21 protein-coding genes are annotated in these 24,022 nt (G+C 62.9%); 8 read left to right on the top strand and 13 right to left on the bottom strand.

Annotation, left to right across the window (positions count from 1 at the left end; genetic code table 11):
- Positions 1 to 3: 3 nt before the first annotated feature.
- The 3 genes from K1177_RS05470 to K1177_RS05460 are packed head-to-tail and all read left to right on the top strand — an operon-like array spanning position 4 to position 4,893.
- The gene (locus K1177_RS05470) at positions 4 to 1,077 is read left to right on the top strand and encodes an efflux RND transporter periplasmic adaptor subunit (RefSeq protein ID WP_224702298.1); all 1,074 of its coding nucleotides are present in this window, start codon (positions 4 to 6) and stop codon (positions 1,075 to 1,077) included.
- A complete protein-coding gene (locus K1177_RS05465; RefSeq protein ID WP_224702297.1) occupies positions 1,077 to 4,166 on the top strand; it encodes an efflux RND transporter permease subunit in 3,090 nt (1,029 codons plus the stop codon). Before K1177_RS05470 ends, K1177_RS05465 begins: the two co-directional genes overlap by 1 nt.
- 52 nt (positions 4,167 to 4,218) lie before the next feature.
- Entirely contained in the window at positions 4,219 to 4,893 is a 675-nt protein-coding gene (locus tag K1177_RS05460) for a phosphoribosyltransferase (RefSeq protein WP_224702296.1), read from the top strand.
- 46 nt (positions 4,894 to 4,939) lie between these two features.
- Here K1177_RS05460 and K1177_RS05455 read toward each other — a convergent pair whose 3' ends face one another.
- The 7 genes from K1177_RS05455 to K1177_RS05425 are packed head-to-tail and all read right to left on the bottom strand — an operon-like array spanning position 4,940 to position 13,831.
- Positions 4,940 to 6,802, bottom strand: coding sequence for an adenine deaminase (locus K1177_RS05455; RefSeq protein ID WP_224702295.1), 1,863 nt, complete (start codon positions 6,800 to 6,802; stop codon positions 4,940 to 4,942).
- Positions 6,799 to 7,749 carry an ABC transporter permease gene (locus K1177_RS05450; protein ID WP_224702294.1) on the bottom strand — a complete coding sequence of 317 codons (951 nt, stop codon included), beginning with the start codon at positions 7,747 to 7,749 and terminating at the stop codon, positions 6,799 to 6,801. The genes K1177_RS05455 and K1177_RS05450 overlap by 4 nt, the downstream gene beginning before the upstream one ends.
- Positions 7,746 to 8,843, bottom strand: coding sequence for an ABC transporter permease (locus tag K1177_RS05445; RefSeq protein WP_224702293.1), 1,098 nt, complete (start codon positions 8,841 to 8,843; stop codon positions 7,746 to 7,748). Before K1177_RS05445 ends, K1177_RS05450 begins: the two co-directional genes overlap by 4 nt.
- Positions 8,840 to 10,384 carry an ABC transporter ATP-binding protein gene (locus tag K1177_RS05440; RefSeq protein ID WP_224702292.1) on the bottom strand — a complete coding sequence of 515 codons (1,545 nt, stop codon included), beginning with the start codon at positions 10,382 to 10,384 and terminating at the stop codon, positions 8,840 to 8,842. Before K1177_RS05440 ends, K1177_RS05445 begins: the two co-directional genes overlap by 4 nt.
- Positions 10,385 to 10,442: 58 nt before the next feature.
- Positions 10,443 to 11,495, bottom strand: a complete 1,053-nt coding sequence (locus tag K1177_RS05435) for a BMP family lipoprotein (RefSeq protein WP_224702291.1) — start codon at positions 11,493 to 11,495, stop codon at positions 10,443 to 10,445.
- A 27-nt stretch (positions 11,496 to 11,522) separates the two neighbouring features.
- On the bottom strand, positions 11,523 to 12,485 hold the full coding sequence (locus K1177_RS05430) for a nucleoside hydrolase (RefSeq protein WP_224702290.1): 963 nt from the start codon (positions 12,483 to 12,485) through the stop codon (positions 11,523 to 11,525).
- Positions 12,486 to 12,487: 2 nt separating this feature from the next.
- Positions 12,488 to 13,831 carry an amidohydrolase family protein gene (locus tag K1177_RS05425; RefSeq protein WP_224702289.1) on the bottom strand — a complete coding sequence of 448 codons (1,344 nt, stop codon included), beginning with the start codon at positions 13,829 to 13,831 and terminating at the stop codon, positions 12,488 to 12,490.
- Between the two features lie 161 nt (positions 13,832 to 13,992).
- Here K1177_RS05425 and cdd point away from each other — a divergent pair, with 161 nt between their 5' ends.
- Genes cdd through K1177_RS05405 form a run of 4 tightly spaced genes read left to right on the top strand, consistent with a single transcriptional unit; the run spans position 13,993 to position 17,297 of the window.
- Positions 13,993 to 14,910: a cytidine deaminase gene (gene cdd, locus K1177_RS05420; RefSeq protein ID WP_224702288.1), complete on the top strand. Its 918-nt coding sequence runs from the start codon at positions 13,993 to 13,995 to the stop codon at positions 14,908 to 14,910.
- Positions 14,911 to 14,950: 40 nt separating this feature from the next.
- The gene (locus K1177_RS05415) at positions 14,951 to 15,961 is read left to right on the top strand and encodes a LacI family DNA-binding transcriptional regulator (RefSeq protein WP_224702287.1); all 1,011 of its coding nucleotides are present in this window, start codon (positions 14,951 to 14,953) and stop codon (positions 15,959 to 15,961) included.
- Positions 15,961 to 16,716 carry a glutamine amidotransferase gene (locus K1177_RS05410; RefSeq protein WP_224702286.1) on the top strand — a complete coding sequence of 252 codons (756 nt, stop codon included), beginning with the start codon at positions 15,961 to 15,963 and terminating at the stop codon, positions 16,714 to 16,716. The genes K1177_RS05415 and K1177_RS05410 overlap by 1 nt, the downstream gene beginning before the upstream one ends.
- Positions 16,716 to 17,297 (top strand): AAA family ATPase, encoded by a 582-nt coding sequence (locus K1177_RS05405; protein WP_224702285.1) that lies wholly within the window; start codon positions 16,716 to 16,718, stop codon positions 17,295 to 17,297. Before K1177_RS05410 ends, K1177_RS05405 begins: the two co-directional genes overlap by 1 nt.
- A 17-nt stretch (positions 17,298 to 17,314) precedes the next feature.
- On the opposite strand, the gene K1177_RS05400 is transcribed toward K1177_RS05405, so the two are convergent.
- From K1177_RS05400 to K1177_RS05375, 6 genes are all read right to left on the bottom strand, one after another.
- On the bottom strand, positions 17,315 to 18,124 hold the full coding sequence (locus K1177_RS05400) for a GNAT family N-acetyltransferase (RefSeq protein WP_224702284.1): 810 nt from the start codon (positions 18,122 to 18,124) through the stop codon (positions 17,315 to 17,317).
- Positions 18,121 to 18,855 carry an aspartate/glutamate racemase family protein gene (locus tag K1177_RS05395; RefSeq protein WP_224702283.1) on the bottom strand — a complete coding sequence of 245 codons (735 nt, stop codon included), beginning with the start codon at positions 18,853 to 18,855 and terminating at the stop codon, positions 18,121 to 18,123. Before K1177_RS05395 ends, K1177_RS05400 begins: the two co-directional genes overlap by 4 nt.
- Positions 18,852 to 19,670 (bottom strand): ABC transporter permease, encoded by an 819-nt coding sequence (locus K1177_RS05390; protein ID WP_224702282.1) that lies wholly within the window; start codon positions 19,668 to 19,670, stop codon positions 18,852 to 18,854. Before K1177_RS05390 ends, K1177_RS05395 begins: the two co-directional genes overlap by 4 nt.
- Before the next feature lies 1 nt (position 19,671).
- Entirely contained in the window at positions 19,672 to 20,529 is an 858-nt protein-coding gene (locus K1177_RS05385; RefSeq protein ID WP_318153273.1) for an ABC transporter permease, read from the bottom strand.
- A 79-nt stretch (positions 20,530 to 20,608) separates the two neighbouring features.
- The gene (locus K1177_RS05380; protein ID WP_224702281.1) at positions 20,609 to 21,898 is read right to left on the bottom strand and encodes an ABC transporter substrate-binding protein; all 1,290 of its coding nucleotides are present in this window, start codon (positions 21,896 to 21,898) and stop codon (positions 20,609 to 20,611) included.
- A 25-nt stretch (positions 21,899 to 21,923) separates the two neighbouring features.
- Entirely contained in the window at positions 21,924 to 23,009 is a 1,086-nt protein-coding gene (locus K1177_RS05375) for an ABC transporter ATP-binding protein (RefSeq protein WP_224702280.1), read from the bottom strand.
- A gap of 260 nt (positions 23,010 to 23,269) precedes the next feature.
- On the opposite strand from K1177_RS05375, the gene K1177_RS05370 reads away from it, so the two are divergent.
- Entirely contained in the window at positions 23,270 to 23,995 is a 726-nt protein-coding gene (locus tag K1177_RS05370) for a GntR family transcriptional regulator (RefSeq protein ID WP_224702279.1), read from the top strand.
- Positions 23,996 to 24,022: the final 27 nt, after the last annotated feature.

Raw genomic sequence — 24,022 nt, 5'->3', positions numbered from 1 at the left:
GCCATGAGAGCCCCCTTCCCCGCCGCATTGGCGATTGTTGCAAGCCTAGCCCTGGCTGGCTGCCAACCGGCTGCCGACAAGCCCGAGCCAGTACGCCCTGTCCTGACCAAAGTGCTCACTCTCGAGGCCGCGCCAACCGTTCGATTTGCCGGCGAGGTGGCACCACGCTACCAGACCGATCTCAGCTTCCAGGTCTTCGGTCGCGTTATCGAGCGCTCGGTCAATGTCGGCGACACGATCACCACCGGACAGCAGATCGCCCAGCTCGATTCCACCAGCCAACAGCTCAATGTCCGCGCTGCGGAAGCCAATCTGGCATCGGCGGAGGCGCAACTGAACAATCTGCTGGCTGTCGAACAGCGCCAGGCGGACCTGCTGGAACGCGGCACGATCTCGGACATTGTCTATGAAACAGCCCAGCAGGCGAGCCGGTCGGGCGCGGCCGCAGTCGCCCAGGCTCGGGCGCAACTCGACAAGGCGCGCGAACAGCTGAACTACACTGTCCTGCGTGCTGATGCAGAAGCCGTGGTCACTGCTGTTGGCGTCGAACCCGGCCAAACGATCGGTGTGGGCCAGGTCGTTGCCACCGTCGTGCGCCCTGACGAGCGCGAGGCCGTGATATCTGTGCCCGAGGCTTTTGCGACCGACCTCAAGGTCGGCGACCGCTTCGACATCGTCAAGCAGCTTGATCCCGCAATCGTTGCGGTCGGATCGGTGCGCGAGATCGCGCCTCAGGCCGACCCAAACACCCGTAGCTTCGAAGTGCGGATAGCCCTCAACGGCGCCTCGGCAAGCTTTACCATCGGCTCGACCATCACGGCCAGCCTGGCCCATGCGGAACCAGATCAGCTCGTGCTGCCACGGTCTGCCGTGCTGGACAGGGATGGAGCTGCCTCTGCCTGGGTGGTGGACCCCAAGACCCAAACAGTTTCGCAGCAAAGCGTAACCACGGCCGACCGCGACGAGGCAACCGTCGAGGTCACCAGCGGCCTGTCCGCGGGCGACATTGTGGTCGTCGCGGGCGTGCATAGCCTGGAAGACGGCCAGGCCGTCAGGATTGACGAAGGACAGATGTGATGAAGACGTTCAACCTTTCCGAATGGGCGCTGGACCACAAGTCGCTGGTCTGGTTCTTCATGATCATCCTCTCGGTTGCCGGGGTGATGTCCTATATGAACCTGGGGCGCGAGGAAGACCCCAGCTTCACCGTCAAGACCATGGTCATCGCGGCGCAATGGCCAGGCGCAACTGTGGACGAGACGGTCAACCAGGTTACCGATCGCATCGAGAGCAAGCTGGTGGAGCTGGCAGAGCTCGACCACACCAACAGCACAACAACCGCCGGCACCTCGGTTGTCTATGTTCACCTCAAGGATACTGTTCGCGGGAGCGCTGTCACAGCGGCATGGACGCAGGTGCGCAACATGGTCGGCGACATTGCCAGCACCTTCCCCCAAGGCGTACGGGGTCCCTTCTTCAACGACCGGTTCGGCGACGTCTACGGCAATATCTATGCCTTCACTGCCGACGGGCTGACAGAGCGTCAGCTGCGCGACTATGTGGAGACGGTGCGCGACAAGGTGCTCCAGGTCCCCAATGTTGGCCGGGTTGACCTCGTGGGAACGCAGGACGAGGTTATCTACCTTGAGTTCTCGACGCAAAAGCTGCGCGCCTTCGGCCTGGATATCCAATCGATCGTCGGGGCCCTGCAGGCGCAGAATTCGGTGTCGCAGTCGGGGGTCATTGAAGCCGGCGACGATCGTGTGGCCATCCGTGTCGGGGGTGCCTTCACATCCGAGCAGAGCCTTGAGAGCATCAATCTGCGCGTCGGTAGCGTATTCTTCCGCCTGTCGGACGTTGCGACCGTGACGCGCGGCTATGTGGATCCCCCGAGCCCGATGTTCCGCTACAACGGCCAGCCAGCCATCAGCCTTGCCATCGGCATGATTCCGAACTCGAACCTGCTCAAATTCGGCGAGGCTTTGGAAAAGACGCTTGACGAAGCCGTGGCGGACCTGCCTGTCGGCGTGGGCGTGCATCAAGTCTCCAACCAGCCCGAAGTCGTCGACGAGGCCGTTTCGCACTTTCTTCGGAGCCTGCTGGAAGCCGTCGCCATCGTGTTGGCCGTCAGCTTTGTCAGCCTGGGGCTCAGGGCCGGTCTGGTGGTGGCCCTGGCTATCCCGCTGGTCCTGGCGATCACCTTCGTGATCATGGAGTATCTCGGCATCTCGCTGCAGCGTATTTCCCTGGGCGCCCTGATCATTGCGCTGGGCCTCCTGGTCGACGACGCCATGATCGCCGTGGAGATGATGGTGTCACGGCTCGAAGCCGGCGACACGCTGCGCAAGGCAGCAACCCATGTCTATACGTCCACGGCCTTCCCGATGCTGACCGGTACCCTGGTGACGGTTGCCAGCTACATCCCCGTGGGCCTCAACGACAGTTCCGCTGGCGAATTCGTTTTCACCCTGTTTGTGGTGATTGCGGTGTCCCTTGTGGTGTCATGGGTGGTCGCGGTGCTTTTTACGCCTCTTCTTGGCGTGCTCATCCTGCCCAAGACCATTGCCCATAAGGCCCATGGTCCCGGCCGGATGGCCCGAGCCTTTGCCAGTGCCCTCGACGTCTGCATGCGGCAACGATGGCTGACCATCGGCATCTGCGTGGTGGCGCTGGTCGCATCTATCGGGGGCTTGCGCCTGGTGGAACAGCAGTTCTTTCCCAATTCGGATCGCGTTGAGCTGGTGGTGGACTTCAATCTTCCCAAGGATAGTACCATCCAGGCCACCAAGGCCGTGCTCGACAAGTTCGAACAGGAAAAGCTCGTCGGCAATGACGATGTCGCACACTGGAGTTCCTACGTTGGCCAGGGCGCCAGCCGCTTCCTGCTGACATTTGATCCTGAACCGCAGAACCCGTCCGTCGGGCAGGTCATCATTGTCTCGAAATCCCTGGAGGCCCGTGACCGACTGCGCGCTGATCTGCAGCCCTGGGCCAATGAGAACCTGCCCGGCACCGATGTGTTCGTGCGTCTGCTTGATATCGGCCCACCCGTTGGTCGGCCGGTGCAATATCGAGTGTCCGGACCTGACCCGGAGACGGTCCGCAAGCTTGCCAACCAGTTCGCCGGCGTGATGGCGCAGGACAAGCGCCTGGGCAAAATCACCTTTGACTGGAATGAACCGGCCCGCGTGATCAAGGTCAATGTGCTGCAGGACAACGCTGCCCAGTTGGGCGTGACATCGGCCGACATAAGCTATGCTCTGAACGGCATCGTTGGTGGTGTCACCGTGACACAGGTGCGGGATACAACCTATCTCGTCAATGTCGTGGGCCGGGCGACCGAGCAGGAGCGCAACTCTATCGAGATGCTGCGCAACACCAGCATCACGACCGCCCGCGGGTCGGTCCCTCTGGCGAGCGTTGCCACGTTTGGCTATGAGCTTGAGCAGCCGGTGATCAAGCGCCGCAGCGGCCAGGCGACAATAACCCTCAAGGCCACCATCACTGACAAGACGCAGGCTGCCACCATCGCCGCCGATCTGGCGCCAGGCCTCGAGTCTTTTGTCAGTAAGCTCCCGACAGGCTACAGCGTCGAAGTGGGTGGCACGGTCGAGTCAACGGCAGAGTCCCAGGCGCCGATCTTTGCCATTGCCCCTCTCATGCTCTTCGTCATGGCCACGCTGCTCATGCTGCAGTTGCAGAGTTTCCAGCGGTTGTTCCTTGTGTTTGCTGTGGCACCGCTGGGCCTGATCGGCGTGGTTGCCGCTTTGCTTCTGAGTGGCGCACCGCTTGGCTTTGTTGCCTTGCTTGGCGTGCTGGCACTGATCGGTATCCTGATCCGGAACTCGGTGATCCTGGTCGTGCAGATCGAGCACCTGCGCTCGACCGGCGTCGAGGCCTGGCAGGCCGTGACAGAAGCCACGCAACACCGCCTGCGACCGATCATCCTGACGGCCCTTGCGGCAAGCCTTGCCCTGATCCCCATCTCACGCGAGGTCTTCTGGGGTCCCATGGCCTACGCCATGATGGGTGGGATTATTGTCGGCACAGCGCTGACACTGCTGTTCCTGCCGGCGCTCTACGTTGCGTGGTTCCGTATTCAGCCACCCAAGCCCGAAGACCGGGTGACGCCAGATGCAACGGAGGTTCAGCCGATCGCCGGCTGAACCTCCCCTATGCCACTTGATGGAACATGACTGTCCGCTAAAGAGAGGAACCATGGATCCACACCAATTCTGGCAGCAGGTTGATGAGACTCCCGTAGTCACTGGTGGAGGCGGATGGTCGACGGCCTACCCTGCCCGCCTGCCGGATGGCCGGTTTGTACATCTGCCCATTCGCGTGTTGCCCGGTGATGGCACAGCGGCTGTCGCGTCGTTGATCATCAACCAGGCAAGCTTTGCGGTCGAGGATGCCTTGTCGAGCGCACTGGCCCAGCAGTTGCAGCCGCTGGCGCCCGACGTGATTGTTGGCGTACCGACACTCGGCCTCACCTTGGCCAACAATGTCGCGCGCCGCCTTGGCCATGTCCGCATGGTGCCGCTGGGGACGTCGCGCAAGTTCTGGTATGACGACAAGCTGTCGGCCCCACTGAGTTCCATCACCAGTCCGGGCCAGCAGAAGCGCATCTATCTGGACCCACGCATGCTGCCGCTTCTGCAGGGTCGGCGCATTGCGGTCATCGATGATGTGATCAGTTCTGGCACTTCGATGGTCGCGGTCCTGGCCCTGCTGTCCGACGCAGGCCTGCGCCCGGCCGCAATCGGGGCGGCCATGTTGCAGGGCGAGCTGTGGCGGACCGGGCTTGCAGAATTCCAGGACGTGACGGTGGCCCCGCTGGCATCACCGCGCCTGAGACTGGCCCCCACTGGCCTTTGGCAGCCAGAACTTTAGCCCCGTAAAGGTTCGTTCTGCAGAACCAACACAGTGCAACGCTTTGTCACCAGACTATGGCGTGGGTTTCGCCGGTCTGGACGTTGACGAAACCATTGGGCGCCCGCTCGGATGGCGCCACCAGCACCCAACGCCAGGGCGAACAGGTGAGCGTGGCAAAGATCAGGAATTCGGGGAAGCCGGGCTTCCAGCGGTTCATCGCTGCCGGCTGATACATCCAGGTGACCTGGTTGGCGCGGGCGAGGAAGGCCTGCATGTCCGCATCGAAGGCCTCGGCGGGGCGCGCGGTCATCAGGCCCGCGATCTCGAGACGAACCTCGGCGACGACCTCGCCGCGATGCACCAGTACCCACCCGCCATCGATGGACTGCAGATGATTGACGGCCTTTGCCATGGCGCTGTCGGACGAGCCGATGCACCAGACATTGTGGCTGTCATGGGCGACCGAGCAGGCCAACGCCGTATCAGCGTCCTCGGGGCCGCAGCCGGTCCAGAACATGGAGGCCACGGCGCCGTCGCCGCGGTAGCGGTCGATGAGGGACCATTTAGTGATCATGCGGGCAGTATCGCGCTGCACCTGGCCGTCCACCACGGGAAGATCCTCGGTGAGGAAATCCTCATTCCAATGGAACGGACGCAGCACTGCAGCGGTCATGCTGCTGCGGCCGGGTTCGGCCGCAATTGCAAAGTCGTCGGCGGTCAGGAAGCGGCCGATATTCATGGTGCGATTGGCCCAATCAGGCCAGGCGATCTGCGGCATCGGGCCAATAAAGCGCGTGCCCTCGGAGGACAGAATGCCATCGGCATAGACATGGGCGATGGAGACGCTGGCAACATCATCGAGAAGGACGATATCGGCATAGCGGCCGGGGGTAATGGAGCCCACCCACTGGTCAATGCGCATATGACGCGCCGGATTGATGGTGGCGCACTGGATAGCGATATCGGGCGACAGGCCAAAATGGATGGCGTGGCGAACATTGTAGTCGCTGGCACCATCGCGCAGGGTATCGGTGGCGCTGCGGTCATCGGTGGTAAAGGCGATGTTGGACCAGTCGCTGAGGCCGCGGGCGATCAGGCCGGGAATAATGGCATCGTAGGAGAACGGGCGGAGTTCGGTGAAGAGGCCCCGCACCAGGCGATCCCAGGCTTCGTCAAGCGCCCAGACTTCATGATCGGAACTGAGCCCGGCAGCGGCAAAGGCGGAAATGTCATGTGGGTCGGTGAGGCCCGAGCCATGCCCTTCCACAACGCCACGCCGCTCGAAAGTCGCGCCGATCATGCCCCACATGCGGGCATAGCCGGGATTGGTGGGGTCCCAGACCGAGGGCCAATCCATGACTTCATCGAGGCCGGTGACGCTGAGGTCGCGGGCCAGGAAGTCCTTCTGCTCCTCATAGCCATACCAGCCGCCGCTCTCTTCCCAGGCACTGGGCGGCACGGCGGAGCCGGGCTGGATGAAGACCTTGAGCGGGGAACCGGCGAGGCGCGCCTTTTGCCAGAATTCGGTATTGCGGGCACCGTTGACGTTGGCGAATTCATGGCTGGCTTCGCAGGTCCAGGTGTTGCCGCGCGGAATGACCATGGCCGCCTCAAATTCGGGCGTCAGATGGCTTGATTCAATGTGCTTGTGCACTTCGCCAAAGCCGGGCACAGCGGAGAGATGGGGGTATTTGAACCGCTCGGACACGTCGCCCCGGTATGAGCCGATGGGGCCAACGTAAGCAATGCGGCGCCCGGAGATGACGATCTCCTGATTGTCGAGCCACTGGTTGGCATAGACGGCCAGGAGCCGCCCGACCTCGATCACCTTGTCGGCGGGGCGCTTGCCCAGGGCGACCAGCAGAAGATGCTGCCGGATTGTCACTTCGTCGGCAGCATTGAGGATCAGATCATCGGGACGGATCATATCTTGCTCAGGGTCCGCAGTTGCCGGGCCCGCTGGGCGCGATAGCTGAACAGCACCAAGGCCAGGATGGTGACGACAAAGGGAATAGTCTGAATGAGTTCGCTGGGGATCCAGTTGAACAGATTGGGCATGACAATCGACAGCGCCTCAAAGACGCCGAAGAGCAGCGCTGCGAGCATGGCGCCGACCGGATGGCGCGCGCCCAGCAGCACGGCGCCCAAGGCGATGAAGCCGCGACCGGCCGTCATGTCACGCGTGAACCCGACATAGTTGAACATGGCCAGTTGTGCCCCGCCGATGCCCACGAGGGCGCCAGAGGCGATCAGGCTCAAGGCACGGACCTTGTTGACCGGAATGCCTGCCGCTTCGGGCGCGGCGGGATACTCGCCGACGCCGCGCAGCCAGAGGCCCCAGGGGGTGCGATAGAGGAAGAACCAGACGGCAATGACGGTGAGTACGGCCAGCCAGGACAGCAGCGAATGGCCCGACAAAAGGCTCTTGAGCAGAGGACCGACGCCGGGGATCGCCTGAAGCAAGGAGAGGTCGAGCGCCGGGATGGCCTTGGACTGCAGGTTGATCGAGGTGCCCTTGTCACCCCCCGTAGCCTGGGACAGGGCAAAGACGGTGCCGCCGGCAGCCAGGATGTTGACGGCAAAGCCGACCAGGATGATGTCGGCCTTGAAGCGCAGATGGAACAGCGCCATGAGCGCGCCCAGCAGCGCACCTGCCGACATGCCCGAGAGTACGGCCACATACCAGGGCGCATAGACCGAGACGATCACAGCCGTGAGCGCGGCAATCAGCATCATGCCTTCGAGCGCGACATTGAGCGCGCCAGAGAGGTCAGCAATCAAGCCGCCCATGGTGGCAAAAAGCAAAGGCGTGGTGGTGCGGATCACGGTGACAAAGAAGGTCGCCGAAAAGACCGTCATCAACAGTTCGATCATTTCGCGGCCTCCGCGCTGGCGGCAGATGCCGGTGATTGCCCCAGGAGGCGCTTGAACAGGGCCTTGCCCGGCAGAGAGAAGGACGAGGCGACCAGCAGGATGATGATAGCCTGGACCACCGCGATCATCTCGGTGGGCACGTCGGTGCGAATGCCCATGAGCTGGGCGCCCTGGCGCAAATAGCCATAGGCCAGCGCCACAAAGGGCACGGCCAGCGGGCGGGAGCGGGCGACAATGGCAATCAGGATGCCTTCAAAGGCCAGATTGCCATCGAAATTCTGGGCGAGATTGCCAAAGGCCCTGCCCTGCACGAAGACCGAACCCAGCAGGCCACCAAGTGAACCAGCAACTGTCATGGCCGAGACCATGACGAAGCTGGCGCGAATGCCGGCATATTCGGCGAACTTGGGATTGTGACCCACCAGCCGTAGCTTGAGACCCCAGTTGGTCCGGTAGAGCAGGAACCAGACAATCACTGTCGCGACCAGGGCGATGGCGATGCCGAGGTCAAAGCGGGTGCCGGGAATGATAGCGGGAAAGATAGCGGCATCTGGGAACTTGGCGGTCATTAGCTGGCCCGAGCCGGCAGGGGCCAGATGGGCGCGGATGAGATAATTGACCACCAGAATGGCGATGTAGTTGAGCATCAGCGAGGAGACGATCTCACTGGCGCCAAAGCGGGCCTTCGCATAGCCGGGAACGAAGCCATAGACGGCGCCGGCCAACATGCCGGCCAGCATGCCCAGCGGAATGGCGAAGGGCGTGGCACCGAGCGGCGACATGGCAACAAAGGCAGCAAAAAGCCCGCCGACATAGACCTGGCCCTGGACGCCCATGGAGAACTGGCGAGCCTGGAAGACCAGGCTGAAGGCCAGGCCGGTGAGGGTCAGCTTGGCGACATCATCGATCCACAGGCCCATGGTGCGGTTGGACGAAAGTGGCGCCGAGGCCAGGGTGCTGAAGGCCTTGCCCGGATCGGCAGAGGTCACAAAGATGACGATCAGCGCCACAATGAGCGCGATGACGAGGGCTGTCAGAGCGCGCCCGACTTCGCGCAGGAACGCTGCACCACGCTGGTTTGCCAGAGTACTCATTGAAGGGCCGCCCGCATGGTTTCGGGCTCCTGGGTATTAAGGCCGAGCATGTAGGTGCCCAGCGTTTCGGGGGTGAGGTCATCGCTGTTGTGGAAGGCGGCGACGATGCGTCCGCGGTAAAAGACCACGAGACGATCGGAAAGCGCCAGCAGCTCCGAGAGATCGGCCGAACTCAGCAGCACGGCAGCGCCACCGTCGCGGGCCTTGGTGAGCGACTTCCAGATGAATTGGGTGGCGCCGAGATCGACGCCGCGCGTGGGCTGATTGACCAGCAAAAGCTTGGGTTGTTCGGCCAGTTCGCGGGCGACGACAACCTTCTGCATATTGCCTCCGGAGAGCGTGCCGACAGCAAAGGCCGGACCACCGGCGCGTATGGAGAAGCGCTCGATCAGTGCCTGGGCGTTGGCCTTGATGGCGTTGAGATCGAGCAGGCCATGGCGAACATAGCGGCGATCAGCCAGGCGGGTGGCTACCATGTTCTCGGCAATGCTGGCGCCCGCAGCAAGGCCGCGGGCCAGTCGATCCTCGGGAATACTCGCAAGGCCGCGCGCGCGGCGCTCGATGACGCTAAGGGGGCGCAGGCTTTCTCCATTGAGATAGATGGCGCCATCGGCCACATCGCGCAGGCCGGCGACCGCCTCAAGCAGTTCGGCCTGACCATTGCCTTCGACCCCGACGAGACCAAGGATTTCTCCGGCATGGACCTGGAGGTTGAGGTCCTCGGCAATGGTCGAGCCGGTGTCACTGGTGATCTTGAGCGCCTTGATCTCGCAGGCGACATCACCCCTGCCCGCGGCACGATCGACCCGCAGCGCGATCTCACGGCCGACCATCATGGTGGCGAGGCTGTCTTCGGTGACGTCCTTGGTGTTGACCTGCCCAACTGTCTTACCGCCCCGCATGACGGTAATACGGTTGGAAATTTCCAACACTTCGGGGAGCTTGTGGGCGATGAAGATGACAGTGCGCCCCTGCTCGACCAAAGCGCGGACGGCGACGAAAAGCTCCTCGACCTCCTGGGGCGCCAGGACGGCGGTGGGCTCATCAAGAATGAGGATGCGGGCGTCGCGATAGAGCGCCTTGAGGATCTCGACACGCTGCTGCTGGCCGACCGGCAGATCTCCCACGGCGGGGAGCGGGTCGACATGCAGGCGGAATTTTTCGGACAGGGCCCGCACCTGGGCGATGGCCTTCTCGCGATCAAAGCGGACGCCATTGCGCGGTTCGGAGCCGAGCACGACGTTTTCATAAACCGAAAAGGACGGCACGAGCGAGAAATGCTGGAAGACCATGCCGATGCCATTGTCGATGGCTTCGCGTGGATTGGCGAAAGAGATCGGCTTGCCTTCGAGGCGCAATTCACCCTTGTCGGGCTGTTCGATGCCGAACAGGATCTTCATCAGGGTGGATTTGCCGGCACCGTTTTCACCGACGACGGCATGGACTTCCCCGGCCGCGACCGAGAGGTTAACCCCGTCATTGGCGACAGTGCCACCCGGATAGGTCTTGCCGATGGAAATCGCCTCAAGCACAGCGGCCATTGTGCGTCCTTGCTGGGAAAGAGAACGGTCCCGCCGGAGGCCGGCGAGACCGCAGGGATTACTGCATCACGGTGTCGACAGTGATCTCGCCGGAGATGATCTTGGCTTCCTGGGCGTCGACCTCGGCGCGGACTTCGGCGGGAACAAGCTTCTCGTAATATGCGTTCTTGGCGATGCCGACGGCGCCATCGGCCAGACCGAGCAGCAGGGTCGAGCCATAGGGTGCGGTGCCATCCAGGGTCTGCTGGATTGCGGTGTAGAGGGAGTCGCCGACCTTCTTTTCCACCGAGGTGAAGATCACATCGGCCTGGGCCTGGTCGGTGGCAGCGAAGATCTCGGCCTGGTCGCTGTCGACGCCCACAGCCAGCTTGCCTTCGTCACGGGCAGCCTGCAGCGCGCCAATACCGGTGCCGCCAGCGATCGGGAACACGATGTCAACGCCCTGGGCGAACTGAGCCAGGGCCAGTTCCTTGCCCTTGGCCGGGTCGGTGAAAGAGCCAGCGACGGCGCGGGTGACTTCAACTTCGGGATTGGCGGCCTTGGCGCCCTGCTCGAAGCCGACGGCGAATTCGACGACAGTGGCGCCTTCAACGCCCAGGATTTCACCGAGCTTCCCGGTCTGGCTGATCTTGGCGGCGGCATAGCCAGCCAGATAAGCGGCGGTGGAGGTGCGGTAGGTGATAGCGAGGATATTGGGGAAGGCGCCGCCGCTGAAGTCTGGAGTGTCATCGAACAGGATGAACTTCGCATCCGGATACTCAGGCGACAGCGTCTGCATGAAGCCGTTCATTTCCCAGGTACCGGCGATGATGACGTTGAAACCCTGATCGGCAGCGTCGGCGAGAGCGGGTTCCCACCGGCCGCGGTCGGTGCCGGCCTCAATGACGGTCACTTCCACGGGCAGGTCGGCCTTGGCGCGTTCGAGGCCAGCGGCTGCGCTATCGAAGAAGCTCTTGTCGCCGAGGTTGCCGTGCACCACGAGGGCGACCTTGAGCGGGTTTTCCTTGGTGAATTCCTGGGCGAAGACGGCACCGGCAGACACCGAGCTCATCAGGCCGGCAGCAGCCATCAGGCCGAAGACGGTGCGGCGGGAGAATTTGGGGGACGACATGGACGGCACTCCTGCTTGGGGTTTGGTTCAGGACTTCTTTGGGACGTAAGCGATCGAGGCGGCGTAAAGGGCGACCAAGCGGTCCTGCCGGGCCTCTTCAATCAGGGTCACCATCGGTGTGCCGAGGCGACCCGAAGGGTCAACGATGGTCATGCCGCGGGCAATGCCCGGCGCCAGGGCCACATCGACCGATGCGCGAATGGACTTGGTGACAATCGAGGGTTCAATGACGGCCGCAGCCGCCAGAGGATCGACGAAGCGGAAAACGTCGCCGCCGCCATAGCTTGCATTGGTGCGCCGGGCATGATCGGCCAGGGCTTCCGAAAAGGCCTTTTCCGGACCATCGGCGATGGCCGAGAAGGCAGCATCAACGGCGGCGCCGGTCATGTTGTGGGTAACGCAGGGCTCCCAGGGGGCGACCAGGATGTCGATCTGGGCGCCAAAGACGACCGCGGCGGCCTCGGGGTCAGCATAGATATTGAACTCGGCAGCCGGGGTGGTGTTACCGCGGCCATAGACGGTGCCGCCCATGATGGTCAGCTGGCCGATGCCATTGATGATGCTGGGATCAAGACGCAGCGCCAGAGCAAGATTGGTCAGCGGGCCGATCATGAGAATATCGACCTTTTCGCCGGCTGCGGCAGCAGTGCGGAAGGTCTCGATCAAAAAGCCGATGCCATCGTGGCTGGCGACGGGCGGGATGGTGGCCGGCCGTGGCGCGCCGCCCAGGCCGTCTTCGCCGTGGATGTATTTGGCGTCAATGACGGCCTGGGTCAGCGGGCGACCCGCGCCGGCGTGAACCGGCACGTCTGCGCCGACAACGGCCAGGACTGTCAGGATATTGCGGGTAGCGGCCTCGAGGCCGACATTGCCGAAGACAGTGGTGATGGCGTCGGGGGTGCGACCGTTGGCGATCAGCATCAGCAGGGCCTGGGCGTCGTCGACGCCACCATCGGTATCCAGGATAAGGCGATTGAGGGAGTTTGACACGCTCAGGCTACTTTCTTGTTGTGTTCGACCCGGTCCCAGAAGGTCCGATAGGTCGCTGAATAGGCCGAGCGGATATCGCCATAATCGCGCTTGAGCAACACCCGATCGGCGACCAGGCGCTCGCCAGCGACCCAGACATGGGCGACGTCGCGACCGCTGCCCGAATAGACCAGAACGGTTTCATAGTCGGGGGTTTCCGAATAGCCTGGTCCGCGCATGTCCACGGCAATGATGTCGGCGGCTTTGCCGATTTCGAGGGAACCGATCTCGTGGTCGAGGCCGAGCGCCCGGGCGCCCTCGATCGTGGCCATGCGAACGAGTTCGGCGCTGGAAATGGGCTGGGCGACGCCCTCGCGGTGCGAGGCAACAAGGCCGGCCACCCGCATTTCGGCGATCATGTCATAGGCGTTGTTGGCCGCGACATTATCGGTGCCCAGGGCCACGGTGACGCCTGCAGCCTTGAGCTTGACGGCCGGACAGGCCCCTGCCCGGCCAGAGCGCAGACCGGCCGTTGCGCAATAGGCCACCGAAGCCGCAGGCGCGGCAGCGAAGATGGCAATGTCCTCGTCTGAGAGGTCGAGGCAATGGGCGGCATGAACACGGCCAGCAAAGAAGCCATCGCGCGACAGCGCCTGCGTGGCGGTCAGCCCATAGCGGGCCATGGTTTCGGCATTGTCCTCGGGGCCCGCGGCCATATGCAGGTGCATGCCCACGCCATATTTGACAGCCATGGCCACTTCGGCCTGCAGCAGATCCTCGGAGTTATCGACATAGGGGGCGTGCGGGCCGAACCAGGGGATGATGCGGCCATCGGCGGAGCGTTGCTGCTCGATAAAGGCGGCGGCATTGGCCAGTTCAGCATCGCCGCGCTCGGCATCGCCAAGCTGCACAATGCCGTAGGCAACAACGGCACGGATGCCGCTGGCCCCGGCAGCCTGGGCGATCTCGGCCGCGAAGAAATACTGGTCGCAGAAGGTGGTCGTTCCCGAAAGCAACATCTCGGCACAGCTCAGCGACACGGCGGGCGCAATGTCCTCAGCCAGGAGCGACAGCTCGGGCTCGCGGATGGAATTGTACCAGCCTTCCATGGTCAGCAAGCTCTGGCCCTCGGAGCGGCCGCGAAACAGCACCATGGCCGAATGGGTATGAGCATTGACCAGGCCCGGCATGACGATGTGGCCGGGCAGCGCGATAACTTCGTCAAAGTCGGAGTGCGCAGGACAAGTCTCGCGCGGGCCCACACCCGCAATCCGCCCCTCCCGGATGGCGACCCAGCCGCCGTCATGCACGGTATTTTGTGCATCCACGGTGAGGACCACAGCATCGGTTATGAGCACAGAATTCATGCGACCCTGGCAGGTAAAGCGGTTTACGAAGCTTATTGACGGCAGTTATCGAGCTGTTGTCATATGCTGTCAATGGGCCATTGCCTAAATCATATGCGGTTTCGAAAATCGCACAAGTGGGTAGCAACCATGCGCAGCGCACACAGCGGGAACCCGGGCCGATGAGCAGCAATCCCTTTGTCGCTGACATGGCCGTGCCGACCCGCCTCGCCCGCTATTCTGAAGCCGCTAGAGCGGCGTTGGTTGCAGACGCAGCCGCAGTGCTCCACGACGGCATCATGAGTGGCGCCGATGCGCAGGACCTCATCGCCCGCCACGCCATCGGCTCCGTCACGGATTTGATGCTGCTTCTGCTCGACTTCGCCAAAGGGTTGGCACAGCCGCCGATCTCCAACTTCCTGGTCGGTGCCATCGGGCTTGAGGCGGAGAGCGGCAACCTGGTGTTTGGCGGCAATGTGGAGTTCCCCGGCACGCATCTGGGCACCACGCTGCATGGCGAGGGCTTTGTAGCAACGCGGGCGTTCAATAGCGGCACGCGGCTGTGCGTGATCGCCATCGGCGAGGCCCATCCCTGCGCCCACTGCCGACAGTATCTCTCCGAATTTGCTGGTGGCCCGTCGTTGCTGCTGATCGACCCGCTTGGCCATAGCCTGCCGCTGAGCGCACTCTACCCTTGGCCATTTGACCCAGCCTATTTAGGCCAGACTGGCGCCGTGGCTGGTGCGATCAACTGGCCAGAGGTGCGGAGCACGGAAAGCGTGCCGCCCGCCTTGCTGGCTGCTGGGCAGCGCTCACACACGCCGTATAGCGGCTGCCCCGGCGCTGTAATGCTGGAGCTCGCCGACGGGCAATGGGTCACCGGCAGCGCTATCGAAAGTGTTGCGTTCAATCCAAGCATATCCCCACTGCAAGGTGCGATCGTCGATTTACTTGCTCGTGGGTACCGATACAGTGACATCACAGGCGCCACATTGGGTTGTGTCGTCCAAGGTGCCGTCGACTACAGGCGCAGCACCGCCGAATTGCTGGCCGCAATCGCCCCTGGCGTCGGTTTGACTGTGGTGGGTTGGAGCCCCTGATGGTGCGTTGGCCGGCGACAGCGGCAGGCAAGGAGCTGGCATGGCGACGCTGAGCGATGTGGCGGCGGCGGCTGGCGTTTCGCCGACCACGGTGTCGCGCTATCTCAACAACAATATCGCCCTGCCCGCGTCCACGCGCGAACGGATTGATGCAGCCATCCAACAACTGGATTATCGCCCGAACCTGCTGGCCAAGCGCCTGTCCACAGGACGCGCCGAGGCTATCGGTCTGGTGACCCCGGACATCGGCAATCCTTTCTTCGCGCAGCTAGCGGCTGTGGTGGAAGCGCAGGCGGAACGATATGGCTACGCGGTCTATATGACATCCACCCATGGCGACCGGGCCCGCGAGATCGAAGCCATTCGCCGCATGCGCGATCGCCATGTCGATGGGTTGATCCTGATGAGCAATCGGCCCGACGACGGTTCGCTGGCCCGACTACTTGGCGAAGACGACAAGGTGGTTCTGATGGATGAGGACGTGCCGGGCGTTGGCCTGTCGCGTGTATTCGTCGAGAACGAAGTTGGCGCCTATCGCGCGACCCAGCATCTGATTGCCGCCGGGCACCGACACATTGCGCTGATTGGCGGACCACCTGGGCTGATGAGCGTACGCGAGCGGCTTGCGGGCTATGAACGGGCCATGGCCGAGGCGGGCTTTGCCGTCCAGGAAGGCGACGTGATGCTGCACGATTACAGTCGCAGTTTTGGTCGCGCAGCGACCGAGACGATATTGGCGCAGGCCAGAACACCGAGCGCCATTTTTGCCTGTTCGGACTACCTGGCGGTCGGCGTGTTGCAGGCGCTGCAGAATGCCGGCCTGTCAGTGCCGCTGGACATGTCGCTGGTCGGATTTGACGACATGCCATTTGCCGAAATGGTCAATCCGCCGCTGACCACGGTGCGCCAGCCCGTGGCCGAGATGGGCCGCATGGCGGTGGACCAGTTGATGGCGCTTCTTAACGGCATTGCTGCCGCCCCATTGACCCGCCTGCCCGTCGACCTGGTGGTGCGGCGGTCGGTGGCCCCATTTCACTCCAGGAGCATTTGATGAGTTTGCGTCGCGTCCTGATCGCCGGGGAATCCTGGACGGTCCACTCCATCCACCAGAAGGGTTTCGACAGTTTTACCACCACCGAATATGCCGAAGGGGTGCGCTGGCTGAGGGACGCGCTCGAGGCCGATGGCTGGAGCGTGACCTATCAGCCGGCCCATGTGGCGGCTCGGGATTTTCCATCGACGCCGGAGGCGCTGGCGGAATTCGATTGTGTCATTCTCTCCGACATCGGCGCCAACACGCTGCTGCTGCATCCCGACACCTTTAGTCGCTCCAAGGTGTTGCCGAACAGACTTCATGCGATACGTGATTATGTGGCGGCTGGCGGCGGCTTTGTGATGGTCGGCGGGTATCTGACATTTCAGGGAATCGAGGCCAAGGGGCAATATGCTGGCACGGCAATCGAGGAAGCGCTGCCGGTGACGCTGTTTCACCGCGACGACCGGGTCGAGTGCCCGCAGGGCGTGCTGCCAAAGGTTGTGGCGGGTGACCATGCCATCGTGGCAGGGCTCGACCAAGCCTGGCCGGCCCTTCTCGGCTATAATCAGATCACGGCCAAGCCGGGCGCCAATGTGGTCGCGACCGTGGGTGCCGATCCGCTCATTGTCGCCGGCGGCTTCGGCAAAGGCCGCTCGGTGGCCTTTGCGTCCGATTGTGGACCGCATTGGGCGCCACCCCCGTTTGTGGACTGGAGCGGCTATGGCCGGCTGTGGTCGCAGATGGTTGGCTGGGCGGCGGGAGAGAACTGATGGTCAAGGTACAGCAGCCGCCCGATCCGTGGCAGCGCACAACGACAGAACATGGGCTGGCGGCCGACGAGGTGATTTCGGCGCTACAGAAGTGCCTGCGTCGCGGGCTGGTGGACAATGTGCTGCTGCTGGGCTGGGAAATGTATGTGACCAGCCCAGAAATGGAGGAAATGCTGTGGTCACGCCTTTGCGTGATCGCGGTCGAGGACATTGGCATGGGCAATCCGCAGGCGCCGGTGCTGGTGGAGACGCTCTATCAGCAGCACAAGCGCTATCCGCGCCCCAGCGGGGATCGTTTTCTCTTTGCGGCGCATGCCATTCGCGTGCTGGCTGGATCGACCAAGGACCGTACATCCGACGACATGGTCAACTGGGCCAAGCGGTCAATGGAACTGGGCGAGAACCTGCCAGAGATTCCTGATGTGGCGCTCGACATGCACACGCGCCGCGGCCAGGACATGGGTCGCGACTATCTGTTCTTTATGCAGGAAGCGTCCAAGGTCGTTCCCGAGATCAATGACAAAGAGCAGCGCTATCGCGACTGGATCATGCAGGCGCTGAAAGATGGTCGGCTGACCTGAGGGCAGCCCCGTCGCGCTCAGCCCATTTCGAGACTGGTGACGGCATAGACTCGTGCCTGATCGATGTCTGGCGGGGTGCCGCGATACATGCGGGCGGTGCGGAAGCCGGCGACGAAGCCACGGGCTTCCAGCGCCGCCAGCCACGCGGTCTGCCTAGCGGGCACGTCGAGATGAATGGGGCCTTCGATCTGCTCGAGCAGGTTGATTGCAGCAACGGTGCCGGGCGCGAAGAGCGGACCGAGCTTGCGGGCATCGCGGCAAGGGCGCAACACGCCATAGCCTTCCAACTCCCCCTGTCGGGCAATGGCCAGCGGCGTATTCGGCGCTGCGAACCATTGCTCCAGGAACGCCGGGCGGGCCGCGGGAAAGCACTGGCGATCCATGGCGATGATCCGGTCTGCTGTCAGTGCCGGCTCGACTGGCGGCACAGTGGCCGGGCGCAGCGTGCCGGACATGCGGATGGTCTCATAGGCGGTCACGAAGCCCATGCTTGCATAGTTGGCCTGCTGTTCGGGCACGCCATCAAGGCCGATGGTGCGGGTGCCGAGATAGTCCATGGCGGCGTCCCAGACGGCCTTGCCATGCCCCTGCCCGCGCCATTGCGGCTGGCAGATATAGAGGCCGATGAAGCCATAGGTATCGTCATAGGCAACGGCAGCGATGCCGGCGACCATCTGGCCGTCGACAAAGGCGCCGAGGAACCCTTTGGGATCGGCGGCATAAAAGGCGTTGGCATCGGAGAGACCGGGGTTCCAGCCTTCAGCTGCGGCCCAGTCGAGCAGGGTTTCCAACTCTGGCAAGGTCAGATTGCGGATTGTGCGAGTCACGCGGGGGCAAACTCCGAAAGGGCCCCCATATAGGCCTTTGGCACGGGCGGTGCATAGGCCCCGCGCTTGCTGGTGCGCAGGCCCAGGGCGACGAGGGCCTCGGCTTGCTTGACCGCCGCACCAACGCCATCGATCACCGGAAGACCGAATTCAAGGCTCAGCGTATGGGCTAGATCGGCCATGCCGGCGCAACCGAGCACGATGGCCTCGGCACTGTCCTCGGCAATGGCGCGGACGATCTCGTTGCGCAGCCGGTCGCGTGCTCCGGAATTGGGATCTTCAAGTGCGAGCACGGCAATATTGGCGGCGCGGATACGGGCCTTGCCGGCGTGTCCATAGCGATGGGCGAGTTCCTCAATGGGCACGCGGGAGCGCTCCATTGTGGTGACGACGGTGAAGCGCTTGGCGATCATGGCGGCGGTGGCAAGCGCCGCCTCGCAAATGCCGACCACCGGGATATGGGCCATGGCGCGGGCGGCGTCGAGGCCGGTGTCGTCAAAGCAGGCGATGACGGCGGCATCTGCGCCTTGGCGCTCGGCGGCGGCGATTTCGGCCAAGAGGCCCGGCAGTGCAAAGGCCTCGTCATAATAGCCCTCAATGGAGGCTGGCCCCATGGCTGAGGTGGCTGGAATGATCTCGGTATCGCCGGCTGCCACCAGCCGCGCCGCGGCGGCGATGGTGAGCGTCATCGAGGTCGTGGTGTTGGGATTGACGACGAGGATGCGGCTCATGAACGGCTCCGCCGCTGGCCGATAAAATAGATGATGCCGACGGTCAGCAGGATGATGAGGAAGGAAAACACCGTGGTGACTGTGCCGAGGGCATAGAGCACAGGCGTCGTGACATTGGTGGTCATGCCGTAGATCTCGAGCGGCAGGGTGTTGGAGCTGCCCGAGGTCATCAATGTACGGGCGAATTCGTCATAGCTCAGCGAAAAGCCGAAGAGGCCAACGCCGATCAGGCTCGGGGCGATCATGGGCAGCACAACATGGCGGAAGGTCTGCCAGGAATTGGCGCCAAGGTCGCGTGCGGCTTCCTCATAGCTGGGCGAAAAGCGGTTGAAGACGGCGAACATGATGAGCACGCCGAACGGCAGCGTCCAGGTCATGTGCGCGCCATAGGCCGAGCTGAACCAGGCCGGGCGCAGGCCCAATTGCTGGAACAGCACGCCAATGCCGAGCGAGACAATGATGGAAGGAACAACGAGGCTGGCCACCGTCAAATAGAACAGCGGGGTGGCGCCGAAGAAGCGGCGGCGGAACGCCAAGCCCGCCAGGAGCGAGACGACGACGGTGGCGGCCATGACCATCAGCCCCAGGGTGAGCGAGCGCGAGAAGCTGGCGCCGAAATCGCCGACGGCCTGCTGCTCAAACAGGTTCTGGAACCAGCGGACCGACACGCCATTGAGCGGAAAGGTCAGCCCGCCCTGGGGCCCCTGGAAGGACAGGATGAAGATGGCCGAGAGCGGGCCATAGAGGAACAGCACAAAGAGGACGAAGAAGGCGGCGAGGATGTAGAAGCCGGGGGAACGCTTTTCCTGACCCATCTCAAAGCTCCTTGCGAATGTCGACGATGCGCAGGATGCCTGCGACCATGGAGAGCACCACAACCAGCAGAACGACGGCGTTGGCCGCCGCGGCGGGATACTGCAGCAGGCTCATCTGGTTGCGCATCATCAGCGCCACAGAAGCACTCTGGCCGCCGCTCATCACCTGAACGGTGGAGAAATCGGCCATGACCAGCGTCACGACGAAGATACTGCCGATAGCGATGCCGGGCTTGGCCAGGGGCAGGATGACATTCCAGATGATCTGCCAATCGCTGGCGCCACCGTCGCGGGCGGCCTCGACCAGGGATTTGTCGATGCGCATCATGGTGTTGAAGATCGGGGTGACCATGAAGAGCGTGTAGAGATGCACCATGGCCAGGATTACCGCGAAATCGGAGTAGAGCAGCCATTCGACCGGCTGGTCGACAATGCCGGCGCCCACCAGTGCGGAGTTGACCAGGCCGTTGCGCCCCAGCACCGGAATCCAGGAGATCATGCGGATGATGTTCGAAGTGAGGAAGGGCACGGTGCAGACCAGGAACAGTACGGTCTGCGTCGAAGCCTTGCGCACGTGGAAGGCAAGGAAATAGGCGACCCAGAAGCCGATGAAGGCGGTGATGGCCCAGACGATGGCAGCAAATTTCAACGTATTGCCATAGGTCTTCCAGGTGACCCAGCTGCCCAGCGTCTCGGCGTAGTTGAAGGTCATGAAGCCGGGATACATGCCGGCGAAATCATAGTCCCAGAAGCTGACGACCAGCAGCAGCAGGATGGGCAGCGCCAGGAAGAAGCCGAGAATGACCAGCAGGGGCGTGGCCTGCAGATAGGGCGTCGCGCGGCTGAGCAGATTGTTCATGCTAATCGTTCTCCTGCGGGCGCAGTGGACCTCCCCCGTTGGGGGAGGTACCGTTTCGTATCGATGCAGCGACGAGGCCTTAGGAAGCGATGAATTCGTTCCAGCGGCGGACCATGTAGCGGTCTTCGTCCATCACCGAGTTCCAGCAGGCGACATGGCCCATGCGTTCCAGGAACGAGCCGCCATCGCGCACGGCGCCGGCCTTTTCCATGACAGTGCCATCGGGGGCCTTGATTTCGCCTTGGGCCGGCTTGCCCTCGATCCAATAGCCCCACTCATCCTCGGACATGTATTCCTTGGCGGTGTCCATGGCGGCCGAGTAATAGCCCTGGCGGTTGAGGTAACCACCGACCCAGCCGGAGGTGTACCAGTTGATATATTCATAGGCGGCGTCGAGCTGGGCGCCTTCGAGGTGGGCAGCAAGACCCAGACCACCACCCCAGGAGCGATAGCCTTCCTTGAGCGGCTGGTACTTGCAGGCGATGCCCTTGGAGCGGACGGCGGCAACGGCCGGCGACCACATGGACTGGATCACCACTTCGCCCGAGGCCATCAGGTTGACGCTTTCGTCGAAGCTCTTCCAGAAGGCGCGGAACTGGCCGTCCTGCTTGGCCTTGATCAGGAAGTCGATCGTCTTGTCGATTTCCTCGGTGGTCATGTTGCCCTTGTCGGCATAGGTGATGTTGCCCATGGCCTCCATGATCATGGCAGCGTCCATGATGCCGATCGAGGGGATGTTCAGGATTGAGGTCTTGCCCTTGAAGGCCGGATCCATGATGTCGGCCCAGGTGGTGATCTCACGACCCACCAGGTCCGGACGAATGCCGAGGGTGTCGGCATTGTAGATGGTGGGCACCATGGTGAAGTATTCGGTTTCGCCCTTGGCGAATTCCTTGCTGTCCTTGGCTTCGACGAAGCCGACAGTGTGCGGCGCAGTACCCTGGGCGATGACGCTGTCGGGGGTGAGCTTGCCGGTTTTGAACAGCGGCACGATCTTGTCGTAGTACTTCAGCTTGCTGATTTCCATCGGCTGGATAACGCCGGTGGGGAACACCTTCTTGAGGATCCAGTACTCGATATCGGCGATGTCATAGCTGTCGGGCTGGGTGACGGCGCGCTGGGCGGCGGCGTCGGAGTCGGTCGCCGTCATTTCCAGCGTGATGCCAAGGTCTTCCTTGCACTTTTCCGCAATGGCATTGAGGTTGGACACGCCTGTGCCGAACTGGCGCAGGGTGATCGGGTTCTGCGCCCAGATGGTGGGGAAGCCAGTGATGGCGCCCGAGCCGACGGCTGCGCCCGCGACGGCTGCAGCACCCGTCTTGAGCAGATTGCGGCGGGAGATACCGGTCTTTTTGATCATGTCAGTCATTGCCTTGTCCCTGTTGTGGTTCGACCTAATTGGGGCGGCCAAGGACGATGGCGTCCGAGGCATCCCAATGCACTGGCACCGCGTCGCCGACCGACACGGGCATTGAAAAGAAGCTCACGTCATCGACGATCGCTGTGAAATCCTCGACACCGGCGCCATCGATCGACAGTTTCACGGTGCCGCCGCGGTATTCGACATTGGTGACGAGGCCGGTGAAGCCGAGACCCTTGACCGGGCTCTCGCCGATGCGGACGTGGTCGGTACGGATAGCGGCGTCGGCGGGTGCGCCGATGGACTGGGCCTCGCCGCGCACCAGGAAGGTGCCGCCGCCGGCGACGGCGATTTCCACGCCGCCATCGGCAGCGGCCGTCACGGCGCCTGAGATGACATTGTGGTCACCCATGAAGCGGGCGACAAAGGCGGTGGCGGGGCGCTCAAACACCTCGCGCGGCGCGGCGGCCTGCTCGATGCGTCCGTCACTCATCACCACGATGAGGTCGGCCAGAGCCATGGCCTCTTCCTGGCTATGGGTGACATGAACAAAGGTGATGCCCAGGCGCTTCTGCAGCTTCTTGAGCTCGGCGCGCATACGAATCTTGAGGAAAGGATCGAGCGCGGAGAGCGGTTCGTCCAGCAGCAGAGCCTCTGGATCGGTGATCAGCGCGCGGGCAAGCGCCACACGCTGCTGCTGGCCGCCAGAGAGCTGGGCCGGACGCCGATCGGCATAGGCATCCATCTGCATCAGCTTGAGCATCTCAAGTGCGCGGGCCCGACGCTCGACCGTGGGCACGCCGGCCATCTTGAGGCTGAAGGCGACATTGTCGATGAGGTCAAGATGGGGGAACAGCGCATAGGACTGGAACATCATGGCCGTGCCGCGCTTGGCGGGCGGCAGATTGGTGACCACGGTGTTGCCCAGGCGAATGTCGCCGATGGAGACGCTCTCGTGCCCGGCAATCATCCGCAGCGTTGAGGACTTGCCGCAACCTGAGGGCCCGAGCAGACAGCAATAGCTTCCGGCCGGGATCTTGAGCGATATGGCGTCGACGGCTGTCGACTTGCCGTAGATCTTGGACACTGAGGCCAGGTCAATCTCGGCGGCTTTGGTCATGCGGCGCTCCCGGGTTAACGCCTCTTGCTATGCATGACCCGTGCCAATTGCGCGCCGCGGCGCCAAGGTGTTGCGACGCAAAGGAAAAACCACTGCACAGCAGCCGCCCTATTTTGAGGCGCATTGCGTCTCTGCTTGGAAATTAAGCAGTTGCGCACATTTCTCGCCCAGATTGTATGCAATATTGCGACCAGATCGTGTGCGACAATTCCCTTTCGCTTCGGCTGGATTCTTTCTATGAAAGAGCGACAAGGTGAACCATGACCATCGCCGACCCCCAACTGACGCAATTGAACTCGCCACCGGCCCAGGCTGGCGAAGACCGCGCCATGACCATCCGCGACCACTTGCGCGATGCCATCGTGGATCGCCGGCTGGCACCGGGCACCAAACTGTCGGAAGCCGAAGTAGGCACGTTGTTTGACGTGAGCCGCACCGTGGTACGCGCTGCGTTGCAGGCATTGGCCTTTGAGGGTCTGGTGAAGTCGGAACGCAATCGCGGCGCCTTTGTCGCCAATCCAAGCCCGGAAGAGGCGCGCCAGGTGTTCGACTCGCGCCGGCTGATCGAGCCCGGCATTGCGCGGGCGGCTGCCGGCCGGCTCAGCCCAAGCGATATCGCGACCTTTCGCACGCAGTTGATCGAGGAAAGCCGGCTGTTGGCCGAGCGAGGCGCCCTCGCCCGACGCGCTGAGATCCGCGCATCGGGGGATTTTCACCTGCTACTGGCGAGCATCGCGGGCAATGTGATCCTGCACCGGTTCATGGAAGAACTGGTGGCGCGCTCGTCGCTGGTGATTGCGCTTTATGGCAATTCGGGCGCATCGAGCTGCGGACACAATGAGCATGCCGATATCCTGGCTGCGCTGGAGGCTGGCGACGGCGAGCGCGCGGCACAGCTCCTTGTCACCCATATCAATCACATCGAGGCAGACCTCGACCTGCGCCAGAACACCGGTCTGCCCCTGCGCGAGGCGTTGTCGCGCTAGGGGCTGCCGCGCCAATCCTTCGGTTTA

The organism is Devosia aquimaris, from assembly GCF_020169335.1.
Classification (GTDB): domain Bacteria; phylum Pseudomonadota; class Alphaproteobacteria; order Rhizobiales; family Devosiaceae; genus Devosia; species Devosia aquimaris.
Note: the sequence above shows the minus strand (reverse complement) of the source record. Positions and strands in the feature narration are given on the sequence as shown.